26 protein-coding genes are annotated in these 25,920 nt (G+C 58.6%); 10 read left to right on the top strand and 16 right to left on the bottom strand.

What is annotated here, in order from left to right; genetic code table 11:
* Positions 1-11 precede the first annotated feature (11 nt).
* The 4 genes from ACA041_RS11490 to ACA041_RS11475 all read right to left on the bottom strand — a co-directional run bounded on the left by ACA041_RS11490 (position 12) and on the right by ACA041_RS11475 (position 4,570).
* Positions 12-1,118, bottom strand: coding sequence for an ABC transporter ATP-binding protein (locus tag ACA041_RS11490; RefSeq protein ID WP_497441193.1), 1,107 nt, complete (start codon positions 1,116-1,118; stop codon positions 12-14).
* 223 nt (positions 1,119-1,341) lie between these two features.
* The gene (locus ACA041_RS11485; RefSeq protein WP_497441192.1) at positions 1,342-2,172 is read right to left on the bottom strand and encodes a carbohydrate ABC transporter permease; all 831 of its coding nucleotides are present in this window, start codon (positions 2,170-2,172) and stop codon (positions 1,342-1,344) included.
* 10 nt (positions 2,173-2,182) lie between these two features.
* Positions 2,183-3,109 carry a carbohydrate ABC transporter permease gene (locus ACA041_RS11480; RefSeq protein WP_497441191.1) on the bottom strand — a complete coding sequence of 309 codons (927 nt, stop codon included), beginning with the start codon at positions 3,107-3,109 and terminating at the stop codon, positions 2,183-2,185.
* 153 nt (positions 3,110-3,262) lie between these two features.
* Positions 3,263-4,570 (bottom strand): ABC transporter substrate-binding protein, encoded by a 1,308-nt coding sequence (locus ACA041_RS11475; protein ID WP_497442054.1) that lies wholly within the window; start codon positions 4,568-4,570, stop codon positions 3,263-3,265.
* Positions 4,571-4,863: 293 nt separating this feature from the next.
* Here ACA041_RS11475 and ACA041_RS11470 point away from each other — a divergent pair, with 293 nt between their 5' ends.
* The 4 genes from ACA041_RS11470 (at position 4,864) to ACA041_RS11455 (ending at position 9,755) form a co-directional block, all read left to right on the top strand.
* A complete protein-coding gene (locus ACA041_RS11470) occupies positions 4,864-5,814 on the top strand; it encodes an AraC family transcriptional regulator (RefSeq protein WP_497441190.1) in 951 nt (316 codons plus the stop codon).
* A 73-nt stretch (positions 5,815-5,887) separates the two neighbouring features.
* Entirely contained in the window at positions 5,888-6,799 is a 912-nt protein-coding gene (locus ACA041_RS11465; RefSeq protein WP_497441189.1) for a carbohydrate kinase family protein, read from the top strand.
* A gap of 148 nt (positions 6,800-6,947) precedes the next feature.
* Positions 6,948-7,391 carry a hypothetical protein gene (locus ACA041_RS11460; protein ID WP_497441188.1) on the top strand — a complete coding sequence of 148 codons (444 nt, stop codon included), beginning with the start codon at positions 6,948-6,950 and terminating at the stop codon, positions 7,389-7,391.
* A 135-nt stretch (positions 7,392-7,526) separates the two neighbouring features.
* Positions 7,527-9,755, top strand: a complete 2,229-nt coding sequence (locus ACA041_RS11455; protein ID WP_497441187.1) for an LTA synthase family protein — start codon at positions 7,527-7,529, stop codon at positions 9,753-9,755.
* A gap of 428 nt (positions 9,756-10,183) precedes the next feature.
* On the opposite strand, the gene ACA041_RS11450 is transcribed toward ACA041_RS11455, so the two are convergent.
* The 4 genes from ACA041_RS11450 to ACA041_RS11435 form a co-directional block, all read right to left on the bottom strand.
* Positions 10,184-11,530, bottom strand: a complete 1,347-nt coding sequence (locus tag ACA041_RS11450) for an MFS transporter (protein ID WP_497441186.1) — start codon at positions 11,528-11,530, stop codon at positions 10,184-10,186.
* A gap of 85 nt (positions 11,531-11,615) precedes the next feature.
* Positions 11,616-12,548, bottom strand: coding sequence for a 3,5-dioxohexanoate:acetyl-CoA acetone transferase (gene kce / locus ACA041_RS11445; protein ID WP_497441185.1), 933 nt, complete (start codon positions 12,546-12,548; stop codon positions 11,616-11,618).
* Positions 12,549-12,621: 73 nt separating this feature from the next.
* Entirely contained in the window at positions 12,622-13,410 is a 789-nt protein-coding gene (locus ACA041_RS11440; RefSeq protein ID WP_497441184.1) for an SDR family oxidoreductase, read from the bottom strand.
* Positions 13,407-14,129 (bottom strand): GntR family transcriptional regulator, encoded by a 723-nt coding sequence (locus ACA041_RS11435; protein WP_497441183.1) that lies wholly within the window; start codon positions 14,127-14,129, stop codon positions 13,407-13,409. The genes ACA041_RS11440 and ACA041_RS11435 overlap by 4 nt, the downstream gene beginning before the upstream one ends.
* 355 nt (positions 14,130-14,484) lie before the next feature.
* Here ACA041_RS11435 and ACA041_RS11430 point away from each other — a divergent pair, with 355 nt between their 5' ends.
* Positions 14,485-14,766 (top strand): hypothetical protein, encoded by a 282-nt coding sequence (locus ACA041_RS11430; protein ID WP_497441182.1) that lies wholly within the window; start codon positions 14,485-14,487, stop codon positions 14,764-14,766.
* Between the two features lie 98 nt (positions 14,767-14,864).
* Here the strand turns inward: ACA041_RS11430 and ACA041_RS11425 are convergent, their stop codons facing one another.
* Positions 14,865-15,062, bottom strand: a complete 198-nt coding sequence (locus tag ACA041_RS11425) for a hypothetical protein (protein ID WP_497441181.1) — start codon at positions 15,060-15,062, stop codon at positions 14,865-14,867.
* A 288-nt stretch (positions 15,063-15,350) separates the two neighbouring features.
* Between ACA041_RS11425 and ACA041_RS11420 the strand changes: the two genes are divergently transcribed.
* The 4 genes from ACA041_RS11420 (at position 15,351) to ACA041_RS11405 (ending at position 19,445) form a co-directional block, all read left to right on the top strand.
* Positions 15,351-16,700 carry an amidohydrolase gene (locus tag ACA041_RS11420; RefSeq protein ID WP_497441180.1) on the top strand — a complete coding sequence of 450 codons (1,350 nt, stop codon included), beginning with the start codon at positions 15,351-15,353 and terminating at the stop codon, positions 16,698-16,700.
* A gap of 104 nt (positions 16,701-16,804) precedes the next feature.
* Positions 16,805-18,496, top strand: a complete 1,692-nt coding sequence (locus ACA041_RS11415; protein WP_497441179.1) for an NAD-dependent malic enzyme — start codon at positions 16,805-16,807, stop codon at positions 18,494-18,496.
* A 176-nt stretch (positions 18,497-18,672) separates the two neighbouring features.
* Positions 18,673-18,909, top strand: coding sequence for a hypothetical protein (locus tag ACA041_RS11410; protein WP_497442053.1), 237 nt, complete (start codon positions 18,673-18,675; stop codon positions 18,907-18,909).
* Positions 18,910-18,992: 83 nt separating this feature from the next.
* On the top strand, positions 18,993-19,445 hold the full coding sequence (locus tag ACA041_RS11405; RefSeq protein ID WP_497441178.1) for a chromate resistance protein ChrB domain-containing protein: 453 nt from the start codon (positions 18,993-18,995) through the stop codon (positions 19,443-19,445).
* Positions 19,446-19,492: 47 nt separating this feature from the next.
* On the opposite strand, the gene ACA041_RS11400 is transcribed toward ACA041_RS11405, so the two are convergent.
* The 5 genes from ACA041_RS11400 to ACA041_RS11380 all read right to left on the bottom strand — a co-directional run bounded on the left by ACA041_RS11400 (position 19,493) and on the right by ACA041_RS11380 (position 23,768).
* Positions 19,493-19,624 (bottom strand): YHYH domain-containing protein, encoded by a 132-nt coding sequence (locus ACA041_RS11400; RefSeq protein WP_096144211.1) that lies wholly within the window; start codon positions 19,622-19,624, stop codon positions 19,493-19,495.
* A 377-nt stretch (positions 19,625-20,001) separates the two neighbouring features.
* Complete coding sequence (locus tag ACA041_RS11395; protein WP_497441177.1) at positions 20,002-21,138, bottom strand: nickel/cobalt efflux protein RcnA; 1,137 nt, start codon at positions 21,136-21,138, stop codon at positions 20,002-20,004.
* 7 nt (positions 21,139-21,145) lie between these two features.
* Positions 21,146-21,445, bottom strand: a complete 300-nt coding sequence (locus ACA041_RS11390; RefSeq protein WP_101209371.1) for a metal-sensing transcriptional repressor — start codon at positions 21,443-21,445, stop codon at positions 21,146-21,148.
* Between the two features lie 254 nt (positions 21,446-21,699).
* Entirely contained in the window at positions 21,700-23,088 is a 1,389-nt protein-coding gene (locus ACA041_RS11385) for a heavy metal sensor histidine kinase (RefSeq protein WP_497441176.1), read from the bottom strand.
* Positions 23,085-23,768, bottom strand: coding sequence for a heavy metal response regulator transcription factor (locus ACA041_RS11380; RefSeq protein ID WP_214382591.1), 684 nt, complete (start codon positions 23,766-23,768; stop codon positions 23,085-23,087). The genes ACA041_RS11385 and ACA041_RS11380 overlap by 4 nt, the downstream gene beginning before the upstream one ends.
* 285 nt (positions 23,769-24,053) lie before the next feature.
* On the opposite strand from ACA041_RS11380, the gene ACA041_RS11375 reads away from it, so the two are divergent.
* Positions 24,054-24,500: a DUF411 domain-containing protein gene (locus tag ACA041_RS11375; RefSeq protein ID WP_497441175.1), complete on the top strand. Its 447-nt coding sequence runs from the start codon at positions 24,054-24,056 to the stop codon at positions 24,498-24,500.
* Positions 24,501-24,551: 51 nt separating this feature from the next.
* On the opposite strand, the gene copD is transcribed toward ACA041_RS11375, so the two are convergent.
* Complete coding sequence (gene copD / locus ACA041_RS11370; protein WP_497441174.1) at positions 24,552-25,487, bottom strand: copper homeostasis membrane protein CopD; 936 nt, start codon at positions 25,485-25,487, stop codon at positions 24,552-24,554.
* A gap of 2 nt (positions 25,488-25,489) precedes the next feature.
* A complete protein-coding gene (copC, locus tag ACA041_RS11365; RefSeq protein WP_497441173.1) occupies positions 25,490-25,873 on the bottom strand; it encodes a copper homeostasis periplasmic binding protein CopC in 384 nt (127 codons plus the stop codon).
* Positions 25,874-25,920: the final 47 nt, after the last annotated feature.

Genomic DNA, 25,920 nt, shown 5'->3' with positions numbered 1-25,920 from the left:
TGGTGACAAAGTCAGGCGGCGAGACGCGCCAGCGGACGGGTCAACGCCACGCCCTCGGCATCGAATAAATGGCAGTGTGCGGCGTCCAGATGCAGGCTCAGGGTTTCGCCGTAACGGCTGGCCAGGTCGCCGCGTACGCGCAGGGTCAGGGCTTCGCCGGAGGCGGTGATCACGTGGCAGAAGGTGTCGCTGCCCAGGCGCTCGCTGACGTCGGCGGTGACCTGCAACGTGCAGTCGCCGGGTTGCGCGAGGTTGAGGTGTTCCGGGCGGATGCCCAGGGTGACGGCGCCGCCCACGCTGAGGGTGGCGCCGCTCAATGGCAGGCTGATGCGGGTGCCGGCGTCGAGCAGCACTTCGCAGCTCTGGCGTTCGACGCGGGTGACTTTACCCTTGAGGAAACCCATCTTCGGCGTGCCGAGGAAGCCGGCGACAAACAGGTTGGCCGGCTGGTGATACAGGTCCAGCGGCGAGCCGACCTGTTCGACCTTGCCGCCATTGAGCACCACCACCTTGTCGGCCATGGTCATGGCTTCGACCTGGTCGTGGGTGACGTAGATCATGGTGGCTTGCAGTTCCTTGTGCAGGCGCAACAGTTCCAGGCGCATCTGCACCCGCAGGGCGGCGTCGAGGTTGGACAGCGGTTCGTCGAAGAGGAATATTTTCGGGTTGCGCACGATCGCCCGGCCGATGGCCACGCGCTGGCGCTGGCCGCCGGAGAGTTGCTTGGGTTTGCGCTCGAGCATCGGGCCGAGTTCGAGGATGCGCGCGGCGTCGTTGACCTTTTTCTCGACTTCGGCTTTGGCCACGCCAGCCAGGTCGAGGGCGAAGGACATGTTCTTGCGCACGCTCATGTGCGGGTACAGGGCGTAGGTCTGGAACACCATCGCCAGGTCGCGCTTGGCCGGGCTGACTTCGGTGATGTCGCGGCCGTCGAGTTCGATGCTGCCGCCGCTGACCTCTTCCAGGCCGGCGATCAGCCGCAGCAGGGTGGATTTGCCGCAGCCCGAGGGGCCGACGAAGACCACGAATTCCTTGTCCCGCACTTCCAGGTCGATGCCCTTGATGATGGAGAAGCCTTCGAAGCCTTTTTGCAGGTTCTTGATTTTCAGGTTGGCCATGATGGTGGGCCTCCGATTGTTGTTATTCAATTGAGCCCGGTGGGCTTTTTTGTAGGAGCGAGCTTGCTCGCGAAAAATCTCCAGGCGCCGCGTTTTTCCTGGCCGCACGCGTTATCGTTCACGTCCATCGCGAGCAGGCTCGCTCCCACAGGGGATCGCGTTGGGTCGGCGATCCGGATAAGGGCGCGCGCTGGGTCGGCAATCTGGGCAGTGGGCCGGGGATTCATTTCACCGCGCCAAACGACAGGCCGCGCACCAGTTGTTTCTGGCTGATCCAGCCGAAGATCAGGATTGGCGCGCAGGCCAGGGTCGAGACCGCCGACAACTTGGCCCAGAACAAGCCTTCGGGGCTGGAGTACGAGGCGATCAGCGCGGTCAGCGGCGCGGCCTGGGACGAGGTCAGGTTCAGCGACCAGAAGGCTTCGTTCCAGCACAGGATCAACGACAGCAGCACGGTGGACGCCAGGCCGCCCTTGGCGATCGGCAGCAGCACCCGGAGCATTTCCTGCCACAGGGTGGCGCCGTCCAGGCGCGCGGCTTCGAGGATGTCCTTGGGGATGTCCTTGAAGTAGGTGTAAATCATCCAGACCACGATCGGCAGGTTGATCAGGGTGTAGATCACGATCAGCGCGATGCGCGTGTCGAGCAGGCCGAAGCTCTTGGCCAGCAGGTAGATCGGCATCAGCACGCCCACCGGCGGCAGCATCTTGGTCGAGAGCATCCACAGCAGCGTGCCCTTGGTCCGCTGGGTTTCGTAGAACGCCATCGAGTAGGCCGCCGGCACCGCGATCAGCAGGCACAGGGCGGTGGCGCTGAAGGAGATCACCACCGAGTTCCAGGCGAAGCTTACGTAGTCGCTGCGCTCGTTGATGTGCAGGTAGTTCTCAAGCGTGGGCGTGAAGATGAACTGCGGCGGCGTGGCGAACGCGTCGATTTCGCTCTTGAAACTGGTCAGCACCATCCAGAAGATCGGGAAGAAGATCAGGATCGCGATGGCCCAGGCCAGGGTGCCCAGCAGCAGGCTTTGCAGACGACGGGATTGTTGAAGGGTCATGGCGCAGGCCTCAGGCTTTGTCGGTCAGGTTTTTGCCGATCATCCGCACCAGGACGATGGCCGCGATGTTGGCGATCAGCACCGCGATCAGGCCGCCGGCGGACGCCATGCCGACGTCGAACTGCACCAGCGCCTGGTTGTAGATCAGGTAGGCGAGGTTGGTCGAGGCGTAGCCGGGGCCGCCGTTGGTGGTGGTGAAGATTTCGGCGAATACCGAGAGCAGGAAGATGGTTTCGATCATCACCACCACCGCGATCGGCCGGGCCAGGTGCGGCAGGGTCAGGTGCCAGAAGATCGCGATGGGCCCGGCGCCATCCAGGCGCGCGGCTTCCTTCTGTTCCTGGTCGAGGGACTGCATGGCGGTCATCAGGATCAGGATCGCGAACGGCAGCCATTGCCAGGAGACAATGATGATGATCGACAGCAGCGGGTAATGCGCCAGCCAGTCCACCGGCTGCGCGCCGAACAGTTTCCAGACGTAGGCGAGAATCCCCGACACCGGGTGGAAAATCAGGTTCTTCCAGATCAGCGCACCGACGGTGGGCATGATGAAGAACGGCGAGATCAGCAGCACCCGCACCAGGCCGCGGCCGAGAAACTCACTGGCCTCGAGCAAGGCACTGATCAGCACGCCGAACACCACGCTGATCAGCAGCACACTGCCGACCAGCAACAGGGTGTTGGTGGCGCCGGGCATGAAGCCCGAATCGCTGAGGAAATAGCTGAAGTTTTCCAGGCCCACGAACTGGTTTTCCCCGGGGTACAGCAGGTTGTAGCGGATCAGCGAAAAGTAGACGGTCATGCCCAGCGGCACGATCATCCACAGCAGCAACAACGCCACCGACGGGCTGACCAGGAACCAGCCGGGGTTGGCCAGGCGGCTTTTACGCACGGGTTGGGGGATGTCGATGTGGGCTTTGGCAGTTGAAATAGTCATGGTGAGAAAACCGATTCATGCAGACCTATGAAAATCTACTGTGGGAGCGAGCTTGCTCGCGATGGCGGTGTATCAGTCACCCACAATGTTGAAGGTGAGGCCGTCATCGCGAGCAAGCTCGCTCCCACAGAAGGCGAGAGCAGGGGTTTGGGGTTACTTCGGGTAACCGGCGCGCTTCATTTCACGTTCGGTGGAGGTCTGTGCAGCGGCCAGTGCCTGATCAACCGACATCTGCCCGGTCAGCGCCGCCGAAAACAGCTTCCCGACGGAGGTGCCGATCGCCTGGAACTCGGGGATGGTGACGTACTGGATGCCAACGTAAGGAACCGGCTGGCTCGAGGGGTGCGCAGGATCGGCGTGTTGCATCATCTGCAAGGTCACCTGCGCGAAAGGCGCGGCCTTCAGGTAAGCCTCGCTATAGGTGGACTGCCGAGTTCCTGGCGGAACATGGGCGATGCCGTCTTTTTCCGCGACCAGTTGAATGTATTCTTTCGACGTGGCCCACGTGATAAAGGCCTTGGCCGTCTCTTTGTGCCGGGAAGTCGCCGGTATCGCCAGCGACCACGCATACAGCCATGACGAACCCTTGTCGGTCACTTCAACAGGTGCAGCAGCGAAGCCCACGCGGTCGACGACCTTGCTCTGCTCTTTGTCCGTGGTGAACGAGCCGGCGACGCTGGCATCGACCCAGATCGCGCACTTGCCGCTGTTGAACAGCGCCAGGGTTTCGTTGAAGCCATTGCTCGACACGCCAGGCGGCCCGTACTTCTTGAGATTATCCACGTAGAAATGCGCCGCTGCGGCCCACTGCGGGCTGGTGAGCTGCGGCTGCCACTGTTCATCGAACCAACGGGCGCCAAAGGCATTGGCCATGGTGCTCATCAACGCGATGTTCTCACCCCATCCCGCCTTGCCCCGCAGGCACAGGCCGTACTGCCCCTGGTCAGGCTGGTGCAGCCTGGAGGCAAATTCGCCAAGCTGGGTCCAGGTCGGATGCTCCGGCATGCTCAACCCGGCTTCCTTGAACAGATCGGTGCGGTAATAGGTGATGGTGCTTTCGCCATAGAATGGCAGCGCGTAGAGCGTGTTGTTGACCGACAAGCCCTGGCGAACCGATGGAAAGATATCGTCCAGGTCGTATTCCGCTGCCAGTCCCGTGATCGGCTCGAGCCACTGCTTGGCGCCCCAGAGCGGCGTTTCATAGGTGCCGATGGTCAGCACATCGAACTGGCCACCCTGGGTGGCGATATCGGTGGTCAGGCGCTGGCGCAGGACGTTTTCTTCCAGCACCACCCAATTGAGTTTCACATCGGGATGCTGCTGTTCAAAAATTTTGGAGAGCCGCTGCATCCGGATCATGTCGCCATTGTTCACCGTGGCGATGGTCACTGTTTCGGCGGCCTGGCTGACGAGGGCGAAGGACAGGCCAGCGGACAGGAAAAGCGCATTGTGGATTTTCATCATGGTGCTCTCCGCTCCGCGCCTGGGTGACGGGAGCTATTATTTTTGTTGTAACCACTGCTGATCAAATACGTCTGGGCGGCACTGGTGGACGACTCGATTACAGCAGCTTGCAAAGCCCCGGACAAACGCATAGCGGATGCTCGACTGATACTTTTTTAACCAAACACCGCAGGACAGCCAGGAGAGCAAAAAAGTATCAGTCGTGAGCAATAGCAGCGCTAGCGGGAAGCTGCCGGGAGGGGGTATGTTGGTCGCACACGAAGATCAAATAACAATAAAAGGGGCATGCCATGCCTGATAGCCGAGCCGCTCTGTTCGAGCAACGACCCGCCGAGCTGGAAGTCATCCTGCCTGAGCCCGATCATTGCTTTCGCTGGTACGAACACGATTACCCCTACGCCCTGGCCCGCTGGAATCATCATCCTGAATTCGAAATCCATCTGATCCGCCAAGGCAGTGGCAAGCTGGTCGCCGGCGACTACATCGGGGCGTTTGGCGCGGGTCATGTCGCGCTGATCGGCCCCGACCTGCCCCATGACTGGATAGGCGACCTGGCGCCCGGCGAATACCTGGCCGGGCGTGACGTGGTGCTGCAGTTTGATGGTGCAGCCCTCCTGGCCTTGCGTGGCACCCTGCCTGAACTGGGGGAATTGCAGCACCTGTTTGCACGGGGCCGGCGCGGCCTGGAGTTCACCGGGGCAACGGCCATACAGGCCGCGCGACTGCTCGAAGACATAGGCCCAGCGCAGGGACTTGAACGTTTGATCCTCTTCCTGCAATTGATCAACACACTCTTGAAAGCGCCAACGCAGGATGCGCATCTACTCGCCAGTGCCTGCTATGCGCCGACGCTGGACGCCCGCAGTTCCGAGCGAATCAACAAGGCCTTCGACTATCTGCTGAGCGAACTGACCGGCGACCTGCGGCTGTCGGTCATCGCTCAACGCCTGGAAATGAGCGAACCCGGCTTCTCGCGCTTCTTCAAACGGATCACCGGCCACGGCTTCATCGACCTCATGCGCAAGCTCAGGGTCCAGCGCGCCTGCAGGCTGTTGTTGCAGACAGAGATGTCGGTGGCTGATATCTGCTTTGAGGTGGGCTACGCCAACCTCTCCAACTTCAACCGGCACTTCCGTATCGAAATGGACCAGACACCGAGCGAATATCGGCGCGAGACGGCAATGACGCTGTTCAATCGCAACGGCGCTCATCAAGCTCTTCCCTTCACCACAACCCATTGAGTGAGTGATGCATGGCGATCGACCCTGATCAGTCAGCAGCCATCACTCCCAGAAAAAAATTGAGGAAATGACCATGGTATTGCCGCGCGCAGTCGTATTTGGCGAAGCCCTGACCGACCTTGTCCAGGGTACGCCCGGACAGTGGCAAGGCTATCCGGGCGGTGCGCCCTGGAACGTGGCACGAGCGCTGAGTCGCCTGGGCATCGACAGCGCTTTCGCCGGATCTGTCAGCACCGACTCCTTGGGCGATGAGATTGCCCGGCAGTCGGAAGAGGCCGGTCTGGATATGCGATTCCTGCAACGGGTAGACCGCGATCCGCTGGTCGCCATCGTGCCCTCAAGCCGCCCTCCCCGCTATTTCTTTGCGGGAGAGGCCGATCTGTTTTTTGATCCGCAGCTGCTGCCGCAAGGATGGATCGAGCAGGCTCACGTGTGTCATTTCAGTTGCATCAGCCTGGCGCGTCAGCCCCTCGCAGACCGATTGGTCAAACTCGCCGAGCAGGCCAAAGGCGCCGGCAAACGGATCAGCTTTGACCCGAACTGGCGCAACTTGATGGACAACCATTATCGGGAACAGACGTTCCCGACGATGACCGCCCTGGCCGACATGATCAAGCTGTCCGACGAAGACCTCCGGCACATTTATCCGGGACTGAGCGAACACCAGGCACTGGATGAGCTTCGCGCCCTTAACCCGGTGGCCGAGATTCTGTTTACCCGAGGCGAACACGGAATGCGCCTTCACACTCCCGACAACCAGTACGAGCAGCCGGCGATCCCGGTGACCGTGGCCGATACTGTCGGTGCCGGGGATGCGTGCATGGCTGGCTGGCTTGCATCGGACTTGCTCGGCATTAGCGACGTGCGCGAACGACTGCAATTTGCCGCGGCCTGCGCCTCCCTGTCGTGCCGTCATCCCGGCGCTCATGCGCCGACATTGGCCGATGTTAACAATCTGCTACAGGTGTCTGGCACAAGGTTGTAAGCCCGCTGATACACCCTTCAAATGCTTTGCCAATACCCGACAGCCAGCCGGGGGAGCAGCCGGTTCCGATGCTACGCTTTCACCTTCCCAACCAGGTTAAAGCGATGCATAGCGAACTCTCACTTCCCCGCCGCTCGACGGTGCACCCATGAAGCGAAGCCTGATGATGGGCAGCATCACCGTGGCGGTTATCGGTGCTATGGGCTATGGGCTCATGCAGTGGAACACCGTCGAGAACCGCAAACAGGACGCGCTGTGCAACCAGGCCAAGCAGTCGCTCAAAGGCGTGGAAATCCAGGCACGTGCGCTGGCCGCCGGATTGTCGGTAGAAGAATATGCCAAGGATGAGGAAGCCAAAGTGGCTGCCCTGATCGAGGCACTCGGCGCAGCGACCAACGAAGCCGAGGTCAACCGGGTCATCGAAGCGCATGCTGCCTCCATCGAGGCCCAGGCAGCGGCGATCGACGCCGAGGTCAACGCTCGGGGTGATCAGATATTTCTAGAACAGCGGCTGATGAAACAGCGCATACCGGTCGACGTCAAACAGGCGCTGCGGCGAGCGGCCAAGGCGGTCAGCGATGCTTGCAATTAGCGCTGTCCGCCCCCTGACACTTTCTGTCAAACATTATCCAGGCCACTCTCCTGCCCAACCCCACCTCCTTGCCTTGATACCCAGGCCAGTTTTGTCGCCAGTTGGTACCATCCAGCACACTGGTATGAAGCTTTTATGTCTGGAATATTTTTTGTGAACATCATCCGTCGGTGGTTACGGCAACCCTACGCACCTCTCATCGCCCTTATCGGACTGGTTCTGATCACGCCCCTGTGCCTGCGGGCAGCGCTGGGATGGTCCAATCCCCACGGCTACCTGTCGGACTTGTGCATGGCGAGTCTGCTCATCGTGCTCCTGCACCGTCGCCCCTGGTGGCTGGCCCTCCCGGTGTTGCTGGCCTGGGGCCTGATGACAGTGGCGACTGCCGAATTGGTCAGTGCCGTCGGCAGGCTGCCCGACCTCTCGGACGTGCACTACCTGATCGATCCGCAGTTTCTGGAAAACTCCACCGGCGGCGGATTCGCCCAGCCCTGGTTAGCCGCCATCCTGCTGCTCGGACTGACCCTGTGGCTGTTCACCCATTGGCTCGGCGCTTCGACGCCTGCACCTGGCTTGCCCCGTCATGCCTGGTCCGTGCCGCTACTGCTGTTGCTCACCCACTGGGGGGCACAACACCTGCAACCCACCGATGCCGACCAGTGGCGCGTGTTCAATTTGCCGCATCAGTTGCTGGCGGCGGGCGTGGGCGAGGTTCAAGCGCGTGCGCAAGACTGGCTGGAAAGTGACGAGATCGATCTTGCCCCGCAGATAGCAGGGCTCACCGAGCTCGACCTGACCGGACAAAAACTGCTCGCAGCCCCGGGACGTGCACGCAACGTATTGATCATCGCCCTGGAAGGCATTCCCGGCGCCTATGTCGGGGTCAACCGCCAGGCCCTGCAGAGCAGTTATCAAGAGAACCTGATGCCCCATCTCAGCCAGTGGGCGCAACGGGGCATGAACACACCGGACTACGTGCTGCACGGTCACCAGACCATTCGAGGCCTGTACTCGATGCTCTGCGGCGATTACGACAAACTCGACAATGGCACGCCCAAGGGCGTCGAGATGCTGACCCAGAGCGAACGCAACCAGGCCTGCCTGCCGGCACAATTGCGCAAGAACGGTTTCTCCACCCACTACCTCCAGGGCGCCGGCCTGCGCTTCATGGCCAAAGACAAAATCATGCCGCACATCGGTTTCGACGCGACCCATGGCCTCGAATGGTTCACCAATGCGTCCTACCTGGACTTCCCTTGGGGCAAGGATGACAAGGCCTTCTTCGAAGGCGCACTGGACTACGTCGGCCAGCTCGAGAAAAACAAAAAGCCGTGGATGCTGACGCTGCTGACCGTCGGCACCCACCAGCCCTACTCGGCCCCGGAAGACTATTTGCAGCGTTATGACACCGCCAAGCAAGCCGCCGTGGGTTACCTGGACGATGCCCTGGAGCAATTCCTCAGCGGCCTGGAACGCCAGGGCATCCTCAAGGACACCCTGGTGGTGATCACGTCCGACGAATCCCACGGCATCGACGGCGTGCGCCTCGCTTCGTCATGGGGCTTCAACCTGACACTGGCACCCGAGCAAGAGCAGCTCCCGCAAATCAAGACCGGAGTCTACGGGCATGTCGACCTGAGCACTTCGATTCTCGACTACTTCGCCTTGCCGGTCCCTCCAACCCTGAGCGGTCGCTCGCTGTTTCGCCAGTACGATACAGGCCGCGAGATCATGTCGTTCACCAACGGCAAGCTGCGCTATCACGATGGTCAGGGCACCTTGACCGAGTGCGACTTTCAACAACGCTGCCGGTATTACGCCAGCGAAGGCTTCATCGCTGCACGGGCGACCTATACGGGTCAGTACGGGGGCCAGCGTGCCCGCCAGATCGCGGCAAGGGCCGCGGCCCTGGATCAAACACTGTTGCGCACTCCGCTGAACCAGCACTACCAGTTCGGTAGCCCGGCCATCATCCCTCTCCAGGCACACATCAAGGATGACTGGGCCGACAACCTGATCGGCGCGCAGTACCTTGAGATGCCCAAAGGCTCGCACACGCGGGTGCGTCTGACCGTGCGCTCGGTCGATCCGCAACAGAACGCCTACATCCAGCTCAAGACCAAGGAGCTGGAACAGGATGTGGAATTGGGCCTGCCGACAGAAATGCTGGTCACCGCCGACCAGCCGCTGAAGATGGATTTCAGCTTTCCCAATCCGCAGTCGCGCAAGGCTTTCTCCTTCCATCTGCTGGGGTATGGCTCGGGCGCGGTCGAAGTCAGCGACTTCAGCGTGATCACCGAACTGCCGGGGCAAGAGGATTTGCCGGCCGAGATCATCGACGATGACATCGCCGAGTCGAGCTGAGCGGCGAAAGACTCCTCAAATCATCAAGAAAAAAGAAAGCCCTTATGTGCCAGCAACATTTTTTTGACGCCTGAAATCAACTGGATCCAATTAATTATTTAGCTGCTACCCTTCACGTTAGAGCAGGTAACGAGACAGGGAAAATCATGAGCAGCTCAGCTAAGCACGGTTGGAAATGGGCCTATGAAAAACTTCGTGGATTGCACTGCTCCCGTATGACTGCGCTTTACCGGGCAACCCTCTATTCGATACGCGGCGACACCGGATCCTGTACCAGCCAGGACAACTGGCAGAAAATACGTCTTCGACGCTGATTGCACCGTTGTGACAGATTGAAGTACCAGCAGTAACAAAAACGCCACTCAATGAGTGGCGTATTTATTATCCGGTGTAGAAAACCAGCCCTCCGGTTGCCAGTGCGACCCGTATCAAGTCAGTCCCCGCTGCCGCCGGCTCTGCAACTCTTTCTTGTCCGCCTTGCGTTCATGGCCCTGACGCAAACGCAACGCTGCTATCGCCGCGAGCACCAGGATAATCGCTACGATCTTCATGCCATCCATCGCATTGCCGGTACTTTGCTCGATCAACCCCATCACCGAGGGTCCGACAAAGCCACCCAGCAGACCACATGAGTTGACGAAACCCAGGCCACCTGCAAGCGCCGCGCCTTTAAGCCGCGAAGCCGGGTAGAGGAAAATGATCGACTGCACGACGAAGAACATCACCGCCGAAAGGCAGAAACCCAGCAGGCTGATCACCGGTCCCGCCAATGAGGCGATCCCCAGCCCTGCGGCCATTGTCAGCAAACCGAAGACCAACATCTGTCGAGTACGCTGCGGTGTCGTGGCGAATCGGGGCAGAGCGATAGCGCCGGCCGCTGCCGCCAGCCAAGGCAGGGACGTCAGCAATCCGATCTGCAAAGTGCTCAGGTCGCCGTATTTGCCGATGATGCCGGGCAGGAAAAAGATCACCGTATAGATCGTGATCTGGTGGCAGAAGTAGACCAGGATCGCCAACAGGATCTGCGGGGTCAGGCATTGTTTCAACGAGTGACCACCAGGGCCGGCGCCCTCCTCCTCTTCAGCAGCCAACCTGCGTTCGATCTGCTCGGCTTCAGCGGCGCTCAGCCATGGTGCCTTGCTCGGACGGTCCGGCAATTTTTTCCAGACCACCATGGCGAAGAACACCGCAGGCAGACCTTCAAGCATGAACATCCACTGCCAGCCACGCCAGCCCCAGACGCCGTCCAGTTGCATCAGCGCGGCGCCCAGCGGCCCGCCAATGATGTTGGCAAAGCACACTCCCAACAGAAAATAGCCGGTAGCCCGGGCCCGCTGCTCCCGGCCGAACCAGTACGTCAGGTACAACATGACACCGGGAAACAGACCCGCTTCGGCGATACCCAGCAGCAGGCGCAATACGTAGAACGAGGTCTCGCCTTGAACAAAAGCCATCGCCGCGGAGATCAAACCCCAGGTGACCATGATCCGCGCAATCCAGAACCGCGCGCCGACCTTGTGCATGATCAGGTTGCTGGGCACCTCCGAGAGCGCGTAGGTCAGGAAAAACAACCCGGCGCCCAGCCCGTAAGCGGCAGCAGAAATGCCCAGATCGATGTCCAGCTGATGCTTGGCCAGCGCGATGTTGGTCCGGTCAAGAAAGCTCAGCACGTAGGCCGCAATCAGCAGCGGCATGAGTTTTACAAACATCAGTTTGTTCAGCGTCGCCGGATCGCGGGGTGAAGAAAGTGCGTCGGATTTATTTATTATTGTCATCGGACTAACCTTTTCGAGTATTCATGAGCAAGTCCAGGACGCGGCGGACCAGCGCCGACGCCCTGGCGAAAAAAGGTGCGAAAAACTAGAAATCGACCTGGTGCTTGCCCTTGAGGTCGAGCATTTCCCGGGCCTCATCCGGGGTCGCCACGCGTCCGCCCAGGGCTTCGATCACCGTGCGAATGCGCTTGACCTGATCGGCGTTGGAGGCTGCCAGTTTGCCCGGCCCGTCCCACAGCGAGTCCTCAAGACCGACGCGCACATGACTGCCCATCGACAGGCCCATGGTGCCCAGCGGAATCTGATTGCGACCGGCACCCAGTATCGACCATTGGTAAGCGTCGCCGAACAGACGATCTGCCGTACGGCGCATGTGCGCCAGGTCTTCAGGGTGACCGCCGATCCCTCCGCGCAGACCGAACACCGACTGAATGAAAATCGGCGCCTTGAGCAACCCGCGCTGCAAGAAGTGCGCGGCGGTGTACAGATGGCCAATGTCGTAGCATTCAATCTCAAAGCGGGTGCGGTTCTCGGCACAGGCGTTGAGGATGTGGGCGATGTCGCGAAAGGTGTTGCGGAAGATCCGGTCGTCGCTCTCGGCCAGGTACGGCCGCTCCCAGTCGTGCTTGAACTCGGTAAAACGATCGAGCATTTCGTACAGCCCGAAGTTCATCGAGCCCATGTTCAGCGACGCCAGCTCCGGCTTGAGTTGCGCCACAGGCTGCAAACGTTCTTCCACGCCCATGGTCGGCGCACCACCGGTGGTGATGTTGATCACCACGTCGCTCTTGGCCTTGATTTGCGGCAGGAACTGGCGGAACAGATCGACGTCCTGACTGGGCCGCCCGTCATGCGGATCGCGAGCATGCAGGTGGACAATCGATGCACCGGCTTGCGCGGCACCGATCGCCGCGTCGGCGATTTCCTGAGGCGTGATCGGCAGATGTGGCGACATCGAAGGCGTATGGATGGCGCCAGTGACCGCGCAGGTAATGATGACCGGACGTTTTTTGGACATGAGTATTCTCCGTTCTTGTTCTTGACGAGAAAGTGAGTGGTTGATTCGATGTTGCAGCCGGAGGTCGAGACGCTTAGAGGTACTCGACGTTGCCATCCACACTGATAGCCTGGCCGGTCACGTTGCGTGCGGCGGGGGAACACAGGAACAGCGCCATGGCGGCAACGTCTTCGGCGGTGACCATGCGCTTGAGCGAAATCTTTTTCAGGTACTCCTCGCGCATTTCGGCTTCGGGCACCTGCATCTGTTCGGCGCGGGCGCGGATGACAGCGTCCATGCGCGGACCTTCAACGATGCCGGGCAGCAAGGCGTTGACCCGGATGTCGCTTTCGCCCAACTCCGAGGCGAGTGATTTCATCAGGCCAACGATGGCCCATTTGGTCGCGGCGTACGGTGTGCGCCAGGCGTAACCCAGGCGTCCGGCCACCGACGCGATGTGGATCAGATGCGCATTGGGTGATGCCTTGAGCAGCGGCACGGCGTGATGAGCAAAGCGGTATTGCGCCGTGAGGTTGATGTCGATGGTGCTCTGCCATTGCTCATCGGTGATCGCGTCGATGCCCGCTGTCGGGCCGGCGATCCCGGCGTTATTGACCAGCACATCAAGGCCACCGAACTGTTCGCGCTGAACCTTGAACACCGCTTCGATCTGCGCCGGATCAGCAACGTCCGCGCGAGTGGCGACACTGTCCGGGTAACGGTCGCGAAACGCCGCGATGGCGGCTTCGCTGACATCGCACACATGCACTTTGGCGCCTGCTTCCATGTAAGCCGCCGCCAGCACTTCGCCGATCCCGGCGGCGCCGCCAGAGATCAGCACCCGCAGGCCGGTGTAGGGAATCAGTCGATTGAGAACGCTCATGCTTTCTTTACTCCAGAGACCGGCGACCTTTTACGGTCGCCCTTGACGATCAGGCGCGCCAGGGAGTCGGCCGCCTGCATGATGTCGTCGGTGACCGCCGCCCGGGCCGCTGGCCCGTCACGCGCGACCAGAGCCTCGACGATACGGTTGTGAGCTTCCATCGAGCGCTGAAGATGCGCCTTGTCCGGTGCTACAAGCGCAAAGCAGGGGCCCATGTGCAGCCAGAAATTCTCCACCGCCGCGACGGTCAGTTCGGCTTTGGCAACCGCATAGATGCGCCGGTGGAACGCAAAGTTGGTCCACAGATAACGGGCCACATCGACGCTGTCGGCGGCTTGCTGCATCTGGTCGCACAGGTGAGTGATGTCTTTGAGGTCGGAGTCCTTGAGCAGGCTGACTGCTTTCTCGGCCAGCAGGCCTTCGAGCGCAACCCGGGCATCGCGGATCTCGCGCAGTCGGTCGGGGGTCATCATGCGCACACGCAGACGGGACGTTTCGGTGACTTCGAAGGCGTTCTCCGCACTCAGGCGATTGAGTGCTTCGCGCACCGGCATCGGGCTGGAACCGAGTGCCTCGGCAAGACCACGGATGGTCAACTTCTGGCCCGGCTGGAAGCGGCCGCTCATCAACGCTTCGCGGATCTGCCGGTAAACCTGATCCTGCAGGGTATCGCGAGACACCTGACGCATGGTGGGCAGGAGGGTCGGATGATCTGTCATGAGTTAAAGCTCACATTTGAAGTGCTTGTGGGCTCAATATGTGATCACAAATAACATATGTCAAATTGTTTTTTTGCGTGGATTCTCCAGGACTCAACCGAATGACTGAGGCCGAATGAGTAGCCCTTGGGCTGTGCAGTGGTGTTTTTTTTCGAGACTGTATTTCTGAAGGCCCTCTGACGGGAGCCGCCGCACGCAGGTTTCACCCGCGACCCGACAGGGGACGGTTTTATTTTCGTTTCGTGGCTTTTTTACGACTAACCTTTATCACTCGGAACTCGCCTCTGCATTTATAGGCAAGCAGCTAGCGTCTCGAGCACTTACGCATACATGTTCTCTACTTCGAGGATCAGACATGCATCCATCCTTTCAACAGCGCTTTGATGAGCTCGGCGCCCTGCTTGTCGGCTCCGATGAAGCACGCATCGATTGCTTCCGGCGCAATAATCGAATGAAGTCGCGCCGCGGTGTTCGCTTCCAGGTAGTGACCAAAAAACTCGGCATTTACCAGGTCGTCGAGCGATACACTGGCAAAACCTGGGACTTCCCTAACTACCAAGAGGCCATGGATTTCGCCATCCAACTCGAAGAGAAGTCCAACCGTCGCAAAGGCGGTGCGTGGTGTTCGGCGAGCTGATGCCGCATCCGCGAGGTGGGCAGTCGGCGAGATGACCCTCAGGCCTGTTCGCGAACCGAAACGACGCGGTGGCCCGGCTCATTAATCAAAGAAGACCATCAAGGGTCGGGGTGCTCGCTCGACACCGAATTGTTGGTGTCCACATCTGCCATTTCTTCCTCGACAGGCGCTTCATCGTCCGCCGGCAACGGAACCTCGGGTTCATTGCGCTTGGGATCATGGCCTGCCTCGTTATCCGTGCTGTCCGTCACACCCTGTTGAGATATGTTTCCTGGCGCTTTCTCATCAATGTCCATGCTGAATCTCCAATTTGACGCGCGGAATATCCGTGCATGAATTTGAGAGACGACAACGCTTTGTAAGTGCCAGGCTTTGGACGAACGGCAGCTTCAAAAAAGCCCGGCGGCTAAACAGTGCGTCAGGATTTTTTGCATATACGCCAGCCCTCGAGTCCCTGTGTTCGAACTGTAACAAGAACACGCCCTCGCCTCGTCCGCTGGTGCGAAGGACTGCACAATGCCCTAGGCTGATCCTTTTGGCAGTGACCGCCACGGGACGCTGCAAAAATGCCAGGAGTAGAAACAATGCAAGCATTCAAACCTGCAAAGTTGCTGGTCGGCATACTGCTCGGTCTCGCCGGCACCGCCCAGGCACAATCGCCCAGCGCACTTGAGGAGCAGGCTTACAGCCGCGCCGCAGCCGTGGAGCAGAAGCTGATTGACTGGCGCCGCGATATTCACCAACACCCGGAATTGGGCGAACAGGAGACGCGCACCGCCAAACTGGTGGCTGACCACCTGCGCCAGTTGGGTATCGAGGTGCACACGGGCATCGCTCGCACTGGCGTGGTGGGCATTCTTCAGGGCGGCAAGCCTGGACCTGTGGTGGCCCTTCGGGCCGACATGGACGCCCTGCCGGTCAAGGAACCGGCGGGCCTGCCATTCGCGTCCCAGGCCAGCGGCACTTATAAGGGTACGGTCGTCGACGTCATGCATGCCTGCGGTCACGATGCTCACACCGCCATGCTGATGGCTACGGCCGAGGTGCTGGCCGGCATGCGCGAGGATCTGCCGGGCAAGGTGATGTTCATCTTCCAGCCTGCGGAAGAAGGCTCGAGCCTGGTCATGCCGGGCGAAACCAGGCGGTGGGGTGCGCAGCTGATGCTGCAGGAGGGGTTGTTCGACAAGCGCAAACCCGATGCGATCTTTGCGGTGCACGTCATGCCCGGACGTTCAGGGGAACTCAGCTGGCGTACCGGCGCGACCACGGCCAGCAGCGATGACCTGCAGATCACCATCACCGGCGTACAGGGCCATGGCGGCATGCCCTGGAATACTGTCGACCCGATAGTGACGGCAGGCCAAGTGCTCGCCGGCCTGCAGACCGTGGTGAGCCGCCGGACCAATTTGACGCAATCGCCGGCGGTGATCACCGTCGGCATGATCCAGGGCGGCAGCGCGCCCAACATCGTCCCGGATCAGGTACGGATGGCAGGCACCATTCGCACCTACGACGAGAAGGTCCGTGCGCAGGTCGGCCGCGATGTAAAACTCAGCACAGAGAAAATCGCCGAGAGCGCGCAGGCCAAGGCCGAGGTTTCGGTGGTCCCGGCCTACGGCACCACGATGAACGACGAAAAGCTCGCCATGCAAATGGCTCCCGTGCTTGACCGGGCAGCCTCAGGCAAAGTGGCGACAGCCCCCCTGGTCGGTGCCTCCGAAGACTTCTCCTTCTTCGCCCGCCAGGTGCCCGGCCTCTATTTCTTTCTTGGCGTAACGCCAGATGGCCAGGACACGGCGACCGCCGCGCCCAACCATAATCCGAACTTCTTTGTCGACGAAAGCGCGCTGGTCGTCGGAACGCGCGCCCTGTCAGGGATGACTGTGCAGTTTTTGGAGAGTACACAAACGGCGATAGTGCGCAGTGTTCAGTAGCTCTGCTCACAGACCCGAAACAAATAAGTAGCAGACTAACGTTTATGTACCACGCGCTCATTAGCCTGCCAGGTTCAGGGTCTGCACAACTTAGAGAACTTAAAATGAACGAAAAACCAAAACGGCCGCTGTACATTCCCTACTCCGGCCCGACGCTGCTGGAAATGCCCTTGCTGAACAAAGGCAGCGCCTTCAATTTGCAGGAGCGGATCGACTTCAATCTGCTTGGCCTGTTACCGCAGGCCACGGAAACCATCGAGGAGCAGGCAACCCGGGTTTACCGGCAATACGAGCTGTGCCTGAGCGACATCGACCGGCATGTCTTCTTGCGCGGCGTGCAGGACAATAACGAGACACTGTTTTTTCGTCTGCTCGAAGATCACCTCGAAGAGATGCTGCCAATCATCTATACCCCGACCGTCGGCCAGGCCTGCCAGGAATTCTCCAGTATCTACCGCACTCATCGGGGCTTGTTCATCGGCTATCCCGACCTCCATCGCATTGACGATATCTTGCACAGCGCCACCAAGGACAACGTCAAGGTGATCGTGGTCACTGACAGTGAGCGCATCCTCGGGCTCGGCGACCAAGGCATCGGTGGCATGGGCATCCCGATCGGCAAATTGTCGCTCTACACCGCTTGTGGAGGCATCAGCCCGGCCTACACCTTGCCGGTGGTGCTGGACGTCGGCACCAACAACCCTGACCTGCTGAACGACCCGATGTACATGGGCTGGCGCCATGAACGTATCCGCGGTGAACAGTACGACGAGTTCGTGGAGCTGTTCATCCAGGCCATCAAACGTCGCTGGCCCAACATGCTGCTTCAGTTCGAGGATTTCGCCCAGGCCAACGCCAACCCGCTGCTGGAGCGCTACAAGGATCAGATCTGCTGCTTCAACGATGATATCCAGGGCACCGCTGCCGTCGCCGTCGGTACCTTAATCGCCGCCTGCAAGGCCAAAGGCGAAAGCCTGTCCGATCAGGTCGTGACCTTCGTCGGTGCCGGTTCAGCGGGCTGTGGCATTGCCGAGCAGATCGTCGCGGCGATGATGCTCGAAGGGCTGAGCGACAGCGAGGCTCGCCAGCGCATCTTCATGATCGACCGCTGGGGCCTGCTGACCGATGACATGGCCAACCTCCTGCCGTTTCAGCACAAGCTGGCGCAAAAGCGCAGCAGCCTGCCGGCATGGGCCACGGGCACCGGTGACTTGACCCTTCTGGATGTGGTCAGCAACGCCAGGACGAGCATTCTGATCGGTGTATCGGCGCAGCGCGGACTGTTCACCGAACAAGTCATTCGTGCCCTGCATGCAGGCTGTTCCAAGCCGATCGTCATGCCGTTGTCCAACCCGACTTCCAAGATCGAGGCAACCCCCCAGGAAATCCTGAACTGGACCAATGGCCAGGCCCTGGTGGCCACCGGCAGTCCGTTTCCCCCGGTCACCCTGGGCGAGCGCAAGATCGAGATCGCCCAGTGCAACAATTCCTACATTTTCCCCGGAATCGGCCTGGGCGTCCTGGCGGTCATGGCCACCCGCGTCACCGAGGGCATGATCATGGCCGCGTCCAGAGCATTGGCCGACTGTTCGCCACTGGTGACGGGAAAGGGTGATGCGGTATTGCCGCCGTTGAGCGAGATACAGGAAGTGAGCAAGAAAATCGCCTTCGCGGTGGCCAAACAGGCGCAGGAAGAAGGCAAGGCGCTGCAGATCAGTGACGAACGCCTGCACTCGGCGATCGAAAGAAACTTCTGGCAGGCTCGCTACCGGGACTATCGTCGTTCATCAATCTGACGCGGCAAGGCTCTGTGGGAGCGAGTGTCACTTGCTCCCACGCTGTTCCCACCTACCGTACATTCCGGGCTAACCCGCGACATCCTGTCGCACTGTTACAGAATACGAAAAAAACCTTCTCATTTAGTTAGCTGGCTATCGTTTTTTCCGATTGTTAGACTCCCCGCCATCCGCAAATCCTCCACCGGAGGCTTACCGCAATTACAGCTGCGGTCGTTGGAGTGATCCTCAATCTTGCGTGTTTCTTCGGCTATCACGTGCTTTGGCCGAAGGGCTTCAGCGGCAATCTCGACTGGCCCTCTGCACTGATCGCCATTGCGGCGGCGATTGCCTTGTTCCGCTTCAAGCGGGGTGTCATTAAGGTGCTGATGGCCTGCGCGCTCGTGGGCTTGGCAGTGCATCTGCTGCGCTAGACCGCACGAATGGGTTAACAATCTTTGGCGGGCACTGGGCCCGCCAGATCACCCAGCCTACTGAGCAAGGCAGGAGGTGTTCCATGAGGTGGATTACCCGTGAACGACCCAAGATCGACCGCATTGCCTGTCCCTGGTTGATCACTCGCTTTATCGATCCCCAGCCCGAGTTTCTATACGTGCCCAGCGGTGATGTGCTGCGGATTGCAGCAGAGAAAGATGCTGCACCCTACGACATTTCGGGCGTTGAGCTTACTCACGAGGGAGAGTTGTGCAGCTTCGATGCGTTTCTAAGGAAGTACCAGCTCAGTGAGCCAACCTTGCAGCACCTGGCAAAGATCGTCCGTGGCGCTGATACCTCTCGCTTGGATCTGACTCCACAATCGGCTGGGTTGTACGCCATTTCACTGGGACTGTCGCAGCGTTTTATAAACGACCATGAGATGCTTACGCATGGCCTGATCATGTACGACGCACTCTATGCGTGGTGCAAAGAATGCCAAGGTGAATCGCATAACTGGCCTCCACAAATGTGAGAAAGCCAGCTGCGTCAAAGCCTAGCCTCAAGCTGGGCTTTTGCCGTTTAGTGGCAGTGGTAGTCGTTCGTTTTATGGTTGCGATGGCAACCTTTTGAATCAGTACCGCCGCTGTGCGCGAAGGCAGCAACGGACGTAATCGAAAGTAAAGCGGCGATCAAAATGGCGGACAGTTTCATCAGGGCTTGCTCCATGCTCATATTTTTGTATGCGTAAGGCCTCTCACGCTTCGCAGGGTATGGCCAATTGCCTTCAGCGGACAAGCGACTTTCTCACTTTCTCCCTGACATTCGATGAAAGGCCGCGTGCCTATTTCTTGAGCTGCCGCTGTCTCTGGCCGTCAGGCTTTATCGAGTAAAACCTACCAGCATCGTAGGAAGGCTTACAGGCAGTGACAGGCTGCCAGCTAATTTATGTCTGCCCCGAAAAGCAACACGAGGGTCGGGATCAGCAATTCTCTCCCGGCGCCCCCCATTAAGAGATGCGAAGACTCCAATCGCGATCCTGCTGCCTGGAACAGACCAACGTAGCTGCGTTCAAACACTCGAACGTCGCCTTATGCATTCAGGCCCATCCAGCCATGGGCGCCCACGTACAAGCCAACGCCAATGATCAACACGCTAGACAGGTAAGGCGCACGACGAGCAATTGTGCCCAGCCATGGCCAGCGGCTGGAAGCCTGTCTAGCCCCAATGGCCGCAGCAGCACCCACAGCCACCAAGGTGATCGCCAAGCCAATGCTGAAGCACAGGACAAGCATGCCACCCAGTGCCACTTCTTTAACCTGAAGGCACAGCAGTAGGACGGTAATTGCGGCAGGGCACGGAATCAGACCTCCAGTCAGACCAAACATGACGATCTGGCCCGTGGTGACCTCGCGGTTGGTGAAGCGCTTCCGGATGTCATTGGCATGCGCACGTTCATGCGCATCTTGATAGCCATCAATCGACAACTCCAGACCTTCCAGTTCGGAATGCGTGTGCCCGTGATTATGCTCCTGGTATTCCAGGTCGTAATCATGGGAGTGACCGGCATGCCCAAGACTCAATAGAGCACTAAACTCATGAGGCTCCGGGATATTGACCGTCGACTCCAGGAACCCTTCACGTTGAGCAAATGAGAATGCTTGAGTGCTGCCGTCAGCACGGGTAGTGATCAAACGAATGTCCGAAGCGGGCCAAACATGTCCGGTCAATGTCTTCAGGCGCCAGTGAGGGGGCATGCCTTCTTCAAAGATCGACAGTTCGATGCGGCCATGGCCGGTATCGATTCGATGGGTTTCATCATGATGGCCATGGTCATGCTCGCCGTGGTGGTGATCATCACCTTGCTCAAACTTGAACATCTGCTCACCACGCCAGGTACGCCACAGCATCCAAAGTGCAATCACGATGATCAGCGCAGAGGACGCAATCTGGAAGTATGGCTCAGTAGTTTGAGCGTCCAGACCTTGGCCCAGGTACATGCCGCCGATGGCGACCAACCAGACCACAGCGGTGTGCGACAGCGTCGCGGCCAGTCCCAACAAAACAGCCTGTTTGACCGAGCCACGGATGGCCACGATGAAGGCCGCCATCATGGTTTTTGAATGGCCCGGTTCTAGGCCGTGCAAGGCACCGAGCAGAATAGCGCTCGGGAAATACAGCCAGGCGTTAGCCCCGCCTTGTTGCAGCAGTCCAGCGAAATTGGGCATTTCAGACCTAGAGGTACTTGGTGATTTGTTTGAACGCTTCCAGTGGTGCGCGCTCCCCATTGCCTAACGCCGAAACGGTGTCCTCAAGGCAGTGATCGATGTGATCCTGGATGAGCGTGCGCTTCGCCTGGCAGACCGCTTTTTCGACAGCGTGCAACTGCTGAGCAATGTCCACGCATTCACGACCCTCTTCGATCATGGTAATGATGCCGCGTAAATGGCCATCAGCCCGCTTGAGGCGCTTGATGATCGCCTCGTGACTTTGGTGGGTGTGCGGATGGCTATGTTGGTGTTCTTGCTCACTCATGACTTGAGCCTCGGGCCCCAAAGAATTACGCCGGCATCCTATCCCCCCTAGGGGGATAGGTCAAACGTAACAAATCCCTATAAAACGAGTTGAAACCCGAACGCCATGTTCAGCAGAACACTGACAACGACGGTGGTACTCACGCTTATTCTCGCCATGTTTGTGGTCTGAGGCAGGCATACCTATATCTTGTCAGTGACGTCGAAACAGCCAGCATGGGAGATTGCGCAAGGCATATAAGCGATCTCTTGCTTTCACTCGTGATCAGCAGGCCACGCGGGTAAGCGGATTACAAAGGTCGTATGACCTTCTCTGGAGACACATCCGACGGTGCCGTCATGGGCGTCAACCAGTGATTTGACGATTGCCAACCCTAAACCGGCATGGTTCGTAGCGCCCTCTCTCCGTGCGGGATCGACTCGGTAAAAACGGTCAAACAGCCGGGGCAGATGCGCTGCCGCTATCTCCTCGCCGGGATTTTCTACTGACAAGCTAACCATCCTGCCAAGCGGCTCAATTTTCACGGAAATTATAGAGTCAGGCGGGGTATACCTGAGCGCATTGGACAGCAAATTCGAGATCATCCTATCCAGCATCGTCCCGTCACCATTCACCGCGCCGTGCCCGACTACCTGCAGCTTTACCCCTGTGTCGTCTGCCAGAAGCTGGTAATACTCGAACAATTTCTCGACGACCGAACGCAACTCGATTTTCTCTTTGGCAGGTAGAACCAGACCGTTGTCCGACTTTGCTAAGAAAAGCATGCCGTCAATAATGCTGGAGAGTCGGTTCAGGTCTTCCAGGTTGGAATAAAGATTCTCTTCATAATCCTCTGGTGCACGTTTCTTTGTGAGGATGACTTCGGTATGTGTGCGCAGATTGCTGATAGGAGTACGTAGCTCGTGCGCGATATCGGCTGAAAAGTTAGACAACCGAGCAAATGATTCTTCAAGGCGAGCCAGCATAGCGTTGAACGAAGTGACGAGGAGCTCTAGCTCGCGAGGCACAGAGTCCATGGGAATCCGCTCTTTCAGCGATCCGGCTGACATTGAGGCCGCGACTTGCGTCACTTGTGCGACCGGCTTCAGCCCGCTGCGCGCCACCAGCCACCCTAAACCTGCGCTGACCAAGGCGCTAATCGCCAGCCCGATCACCAACCACCAGCGCAGAGTTTCAACGAAATGCATATGGCTTGTGATGTCTAGACTCAACCACGCGGTCAGTGGCTCAGCTTCATTCGCCAAATGAACTTGGGCTTTCATGCCTCGGTACATATGGCTTCCAGCTGTCCACTCCCACATATCTTTCCCTGGGTCACCAGAGGAGGAAGGAGGATGTCCAACTGCATTTGAAGTCGCGAAGAACGTCTTCCCTCCCATCGCGATAATTGAGGCTGAGAGTTCCTGGTGAGCACCAAGGAGAGCTTGTAGTTGCAACACAACTTCTGAAGGGTCTGTGGAGCCAGCTTCGCCATCCATTATTTGCCGAATGGATTCAAGCTTTTCCGTCATCGCTTGACGGTCGAGGGCCTTGAAGTGATGTTGGCTGAATCCGTCAAAAGTAAAGCCTGCTGCTACCAACACGGCGACCACGGCACAGACAAACATCATGCTTAAACGGAGGGTAAGAGATGCACGCTTCATTCTGTATCCGGAGCATCTAGCATGTAGCCCATTCCCCTCGCGGTTTGAATCATCTTGGTGTCGAAATCGTCATCGATTTTGGCCCGGAGCCGACGAATCGCGACTTCGATCACATTGGTATCACTGTCGAAGTTCATGTCCCAAACCTGCGATGCGATCAGTGATTTCGGCAAGACTTCTCCCCGACGGCGCATCAGCAGCTCTAATAGCGAAAATTCCTTGGCAGTAAGGTCAATACGTCGACCTGAGCGCGAAGCCCGTCGCTTCAGAAGATCGACCTCTAGATCCCCGATCTTAATAGATGTCTGGTTGGGTACGGCGGCACCACGGCGAAGCAAGCTTCTGACGCGGGCAAGCAATTCAGAAAATGCGAAGGGTTTGACTAGATAATCGTCCGCACCTAACTCCAAGCCTTTGACCCGGTCATCAACTCCGTCCCTGGCAGTCAGAAACAGCACAGGAACCGAGCTCCCGGCTGTGCGGACAGATCGAATGACCTCCCAGCCATCCAGGCCCGGCATCATTACGTCTAGGATTAGAAGATCGTAGGCCTCATTTAACGCCTGGTGTAACGCCTCTGTTCCCGTCACAACCCGGTCGACACTGAAGCCGGCCTCCAAGAGGCCTTGCTGTAGGTACATTCCGATTTTGGGTTCGTCTTCTGCAACCAAGAGTTTCATGCATGGGCTCCGGTTTTGCGGTGTTCTAGTGTGCTACCAATCTGACGACTGTGCGGAAGCTTACGCAAATGTAATTGCCCCAACAGAAAACAGAAAGCACGCAGTCACGACAGGCTCGGGGGCAATTGAGCGGGGGACATCGAAGACGCGGCTTACAAAAATGTAATCGGCAACCTGACTTTTTGCGCTTAACCTACCTTGCTGACGGTGCGGAAGCGCTACTCGTGGCGCACGGCCAAGGGCATGCAGAGCAACCGTGCAATGACACGTGACGAGGTGCATAGAATGTTCAAACTAAAGCTATCGCTTGCTGTGGGATTGATGATTTGTGGGGTTGTGCAGGCAGCTGAGCCACTCACAATTGACGTACATCGTGACGCGAACTGCGGGTGCTGCAAGGAGTGGGTCAAGCACCTTGAATTGAATGGATTCAAGGTAGTCGACCACGTGGAAAGTGATATGAGCGCTATCAAGCAGAACCTGGGCGTGCCACAGGGACTCGCTTCATGCCATACGGGTGTAATTGACGGCAAATTCGTAGAGGGTCATGTCCCCGTCGATGAAATCAAGAAGCTGAAGGGGCGATCAGACCTCGCAGGAATTGCAGTGCCAGGCATGCCCGCAGGTTCTCCTGGTATGGACTACGGCCAGAATCATCAACCTTACCAAGTCCTGGGGCTCACCAAGGCAGGTGCGCAAGAAGTGGTCGCTGACTACCCTACCAGCCGATAGTCGTTGCCCAGATTTGAGCGCCTGTAGGGCTGCTCGGATCTAGCTCCTGGATCACCCTTGAGCCATCTCGATTGAGGGGCTCAATGTTCCTAGCCACGCCACCAAGCAAACGATGACAACAGCACAGGCCGATTCGAGCACAACAGTTTTTCTTAAAGCACTTGCTGCTAGAGAATAATCACCGCCCTCCACAGAACGCTCTAGTGAAGGACTCAGGTAGAAACGATTGAGGGTAGCTAGCCCGATCATGCCGGCGAAAAGTAGGATTTTCACGAGTAGAAGGGCGCCATAGGTGCTGGTTGCGACTTCGATTACTGTCGGCCCGACAATGAAGAGATAGTTAGCGACGCCAGTAACTATGATCGTACCAACAATGAATGCACCCGCTGTTTCGAATCCTTTGAGCGCTCGTGACAGCACTCTTACCAGATGCTCCGAATTACCCCCCCTAATCCTCAACATCAGACCAAACGCCGCGAGAGCTCCGATCCAGCCACCAGCGGCAAGTAGGTGCAAAATATCAGCGGCAAAATGCCAGAACCGCAGGGCACCTTCATCCATCGCCCCGTGACCTGTCCATGGGAGTGTCGCCAATGCAATGCACCCCGCCAAGGTAGCAACCCAGAGACTGCCCGTTGGCCATCGCTTGCTCAGGCTTCCAACAAAAATCACCACTGCTAGCGAGATCATGCGCGTCACCCAGCTGTAGCCGATCTCTGTTTCGTACAGCATCATTTCCATGTGAGTTCGCAGCTCCGCCCAGTCGGATGCGCCGCTCATATTTTTTGTCATAACTACGAAAGCTGCTAGGGACAAAAGCATACCTATAGCGGCGGTGCCAGGCAGTAGCGACCCAAAATGCAGCACTGTTCCCGATACCCGCTCTTTTCCCCGAAGGCTGTACAGCCCAAAGACAGCGAGACCGAACAGGAGCATCAGATCCAGGTAAAGCGCGAGGCGCAGTACCACATTCAAAGGGTCGCTCATGCTTATTTCACTTTGAAAGTAACACTGCCAGTAATCGGATGGGTATCGGAGGAAACCGCTCGCCATTCCACTTTGTAGGTGCCAGCTGTGAGAGGAGAGGCCGGGGTCAAGACCATGGTCTTAGGGTCGTTACTGCCGGCCACGCTGGCTTTCACACCCATAGGCGAGTGTGACATGCCAGGCATGTCGGTCATGATCAACTTGGCTCCGGAAAACTGGGTAACCAGGTTTTCAGAAAAGTGCAGCTCAATCTTTGCAGGAGCGGGGCCGTTCTCGCCTTCAGCTGGAGTGGAGGACACCAGCTTCGGGTGAGCCTGGGCAACTGCACTGAGCAGAAGACTGGATGAAAGAGCGACGGCCACAACACAGGATTTAAGTACAGACATGCAAGGCTCCTCACAGCGCGTAGCTGTTGTAATGAGGTTAAATAATT

Source organism: Pseudomonas sp. LBUM1676, assembly GCF_059695605.1.
This window is presented reverse-complemented; position numbering and strand designations above follow the sequence as displayed.

Coding starts and splice junctions, on each gene's coding strand:
- ACA041_RS11430 (WP_497441182.1), top strand. CDS start 14,485: ATGCATCCATCCTTTCAACAGCGCTTTGATGAGCTCGGCGCCCTGCTT.
- ACA041_RS11390 (WP_101209371.1), bottom strand. CDS start 21,445: ATGAGTGAGCAAGAACACCAACATAGCCATCCGCACACCCACCAAAGT.
- ACA041_RS11385 (WP_497441176.1), bottom strand. CDS start 23,088: ATGAAGCGTGCATCTCTTACCCTCCGTTTAAGCATGATGTTTGTCTGT.
- ACA041_RS11395 (WP_497441177.1), bottom strand. CDS start 21,138: ATGCCCAATTTCGCTGGACTGCTGCAACAAGGCGGGGCTAACGCCTGG.
- ACA041_RS11425 (WP_497441181.1), bottom strand. CDS start 15,062: ATGGACATTGATGAGAAAGCGCCAGGAAACATATCTCAACAGGGTGTG.
- ACA041_RS11400 (WP_096144211.1), bottom strand. CDS start 19,624: ATGAAACTGTCCGCCATTTTGATCGCCGCTTTACTTTCGATTACGTCC.
- ACA041_RS11465 (WP_497441189.1), top strand. CDS start 5,888: ATGGTATTGCCGCGCGCAGTCGTATTTGGCGAAGCCCTGACCGACCTT.
- ACA041_RS11455 (WP_497441187.1), top strand. CDS start 7,527: ATGTCTGGAATATTTTTTGTGAACATCATCCGTCGGTGGTTACGGCAA.
- ACA041_RS11440 (WP_497441184.1), bottom strand. CDS start 13,410: ATGAGCGTTCTCAATCGACTGATTCCCTACACCGGCCTGCGGGTGCTG.
- ACA041_RS11435 (WP_497441183.1), bottom strand. CDS start 14,129: ATGACAGATCATCCGACCCTCCTGCCCACCATGCGTCAGGTGTCTCGC.
- ACA041_RS11450 (WP_497441186.1), bottom strand. CDS start 11,530: ATGACAATAATAAATAAATCCGACGCACTTTCTTCACCCCGCGATCCG.
- ACA041_RS11375 (WP_497441175.1), top strand. CDS start 24,054: ATGTTCAAACTAAAGCTATCGCTTGCTGTGGGATTGATGATTTGTGGG.
- ACA041_RS11405 (WP_497441178.1), top strand. CDS start 18,993: ATGAGGTGGATTACCCGTGAACGACCCAAGATCGACCGCATTGCCTGT.
- copC (WP_497441173.1), bottom strand. CDS start 25,873: ATGTCTGTACTTAAATCCTGTGTTGTGGCCGTCGCTCTTTCATCCAGT.
- ACA041_RS11420 (WP_497441180.1), top strand. CDS start 15,351: ATGCAAGCATTCAAACCTGCAAAGTTGCTGGTCGGCATACTGCTCGGT.
- ACA041_RS11490 (WP_497441193.1), bottom strand. CDS start 1,118: ATGGCCAACCTGAAAATCAAGAACCTGCAAAAAGGCTTCGAAGGCTTC.
- ACA041_RS11460 (WP_497441188.1), top strand. CDS start 6,948: ATGAAGCGAAGCCTGATGATGGGCAGCATCACCGTGGCGGTTATCGGT.
- kce (WP_497441185.1), bottom strand. CDS start 12,548: ATGTCCAAAAAACGTCCGGTCATCATTACCTGCGCGGTCACTGGCGCC.
- copD (WP_497441174.1), bottom strand. CDS start 25,487: ATGAGCGACCCTTTGAATGTGGTACTGCGCCTCGCGCTTTACCTGGAT.
- ACA041_RS11475 (WP_497442054.1), bottom strand. CDS start 4,570: ATGAAAATCCACAATGCGCTTTTCCTGTCCGCTGGCCTGTCCTTCGCC.
- ACA041_RS11470 (WP_497441190.1), top strand. CDS start 4,864: ATGCCTGATAGCCGAGCCGCTCTGTTCGAGCAACGACCCGCCGAGCTG.
- ACA041_RS11485 (WP_497441192.1), bottom strand. CDS start 2,172: ATGACCCTTCAACAATCCCGTCGTCTGCAAAGCCTGCTGCTGGGCACC.
- ACA041_RS11380 (WP_214382591.1), bottom strand. CDS start 23,768: ATGAAACTCTTGGTTGCAGAAGACGAACCCAAAATCGGAATGTACCTA.
- ACA041_RS11415 (WP_497441179.1), top strand. CDS start 16,805: ATGAACGAAAAACCAAAACGGCCGCTGTACATTCCCTACTCCGGCCCG.
- ACA041_RS11480 (WP_497441191.1), bottom strand. CDS start 3,109: ATGACTATTTCAACTGCCAAAGCCCACATCGACATCCCCCAACCCGTG.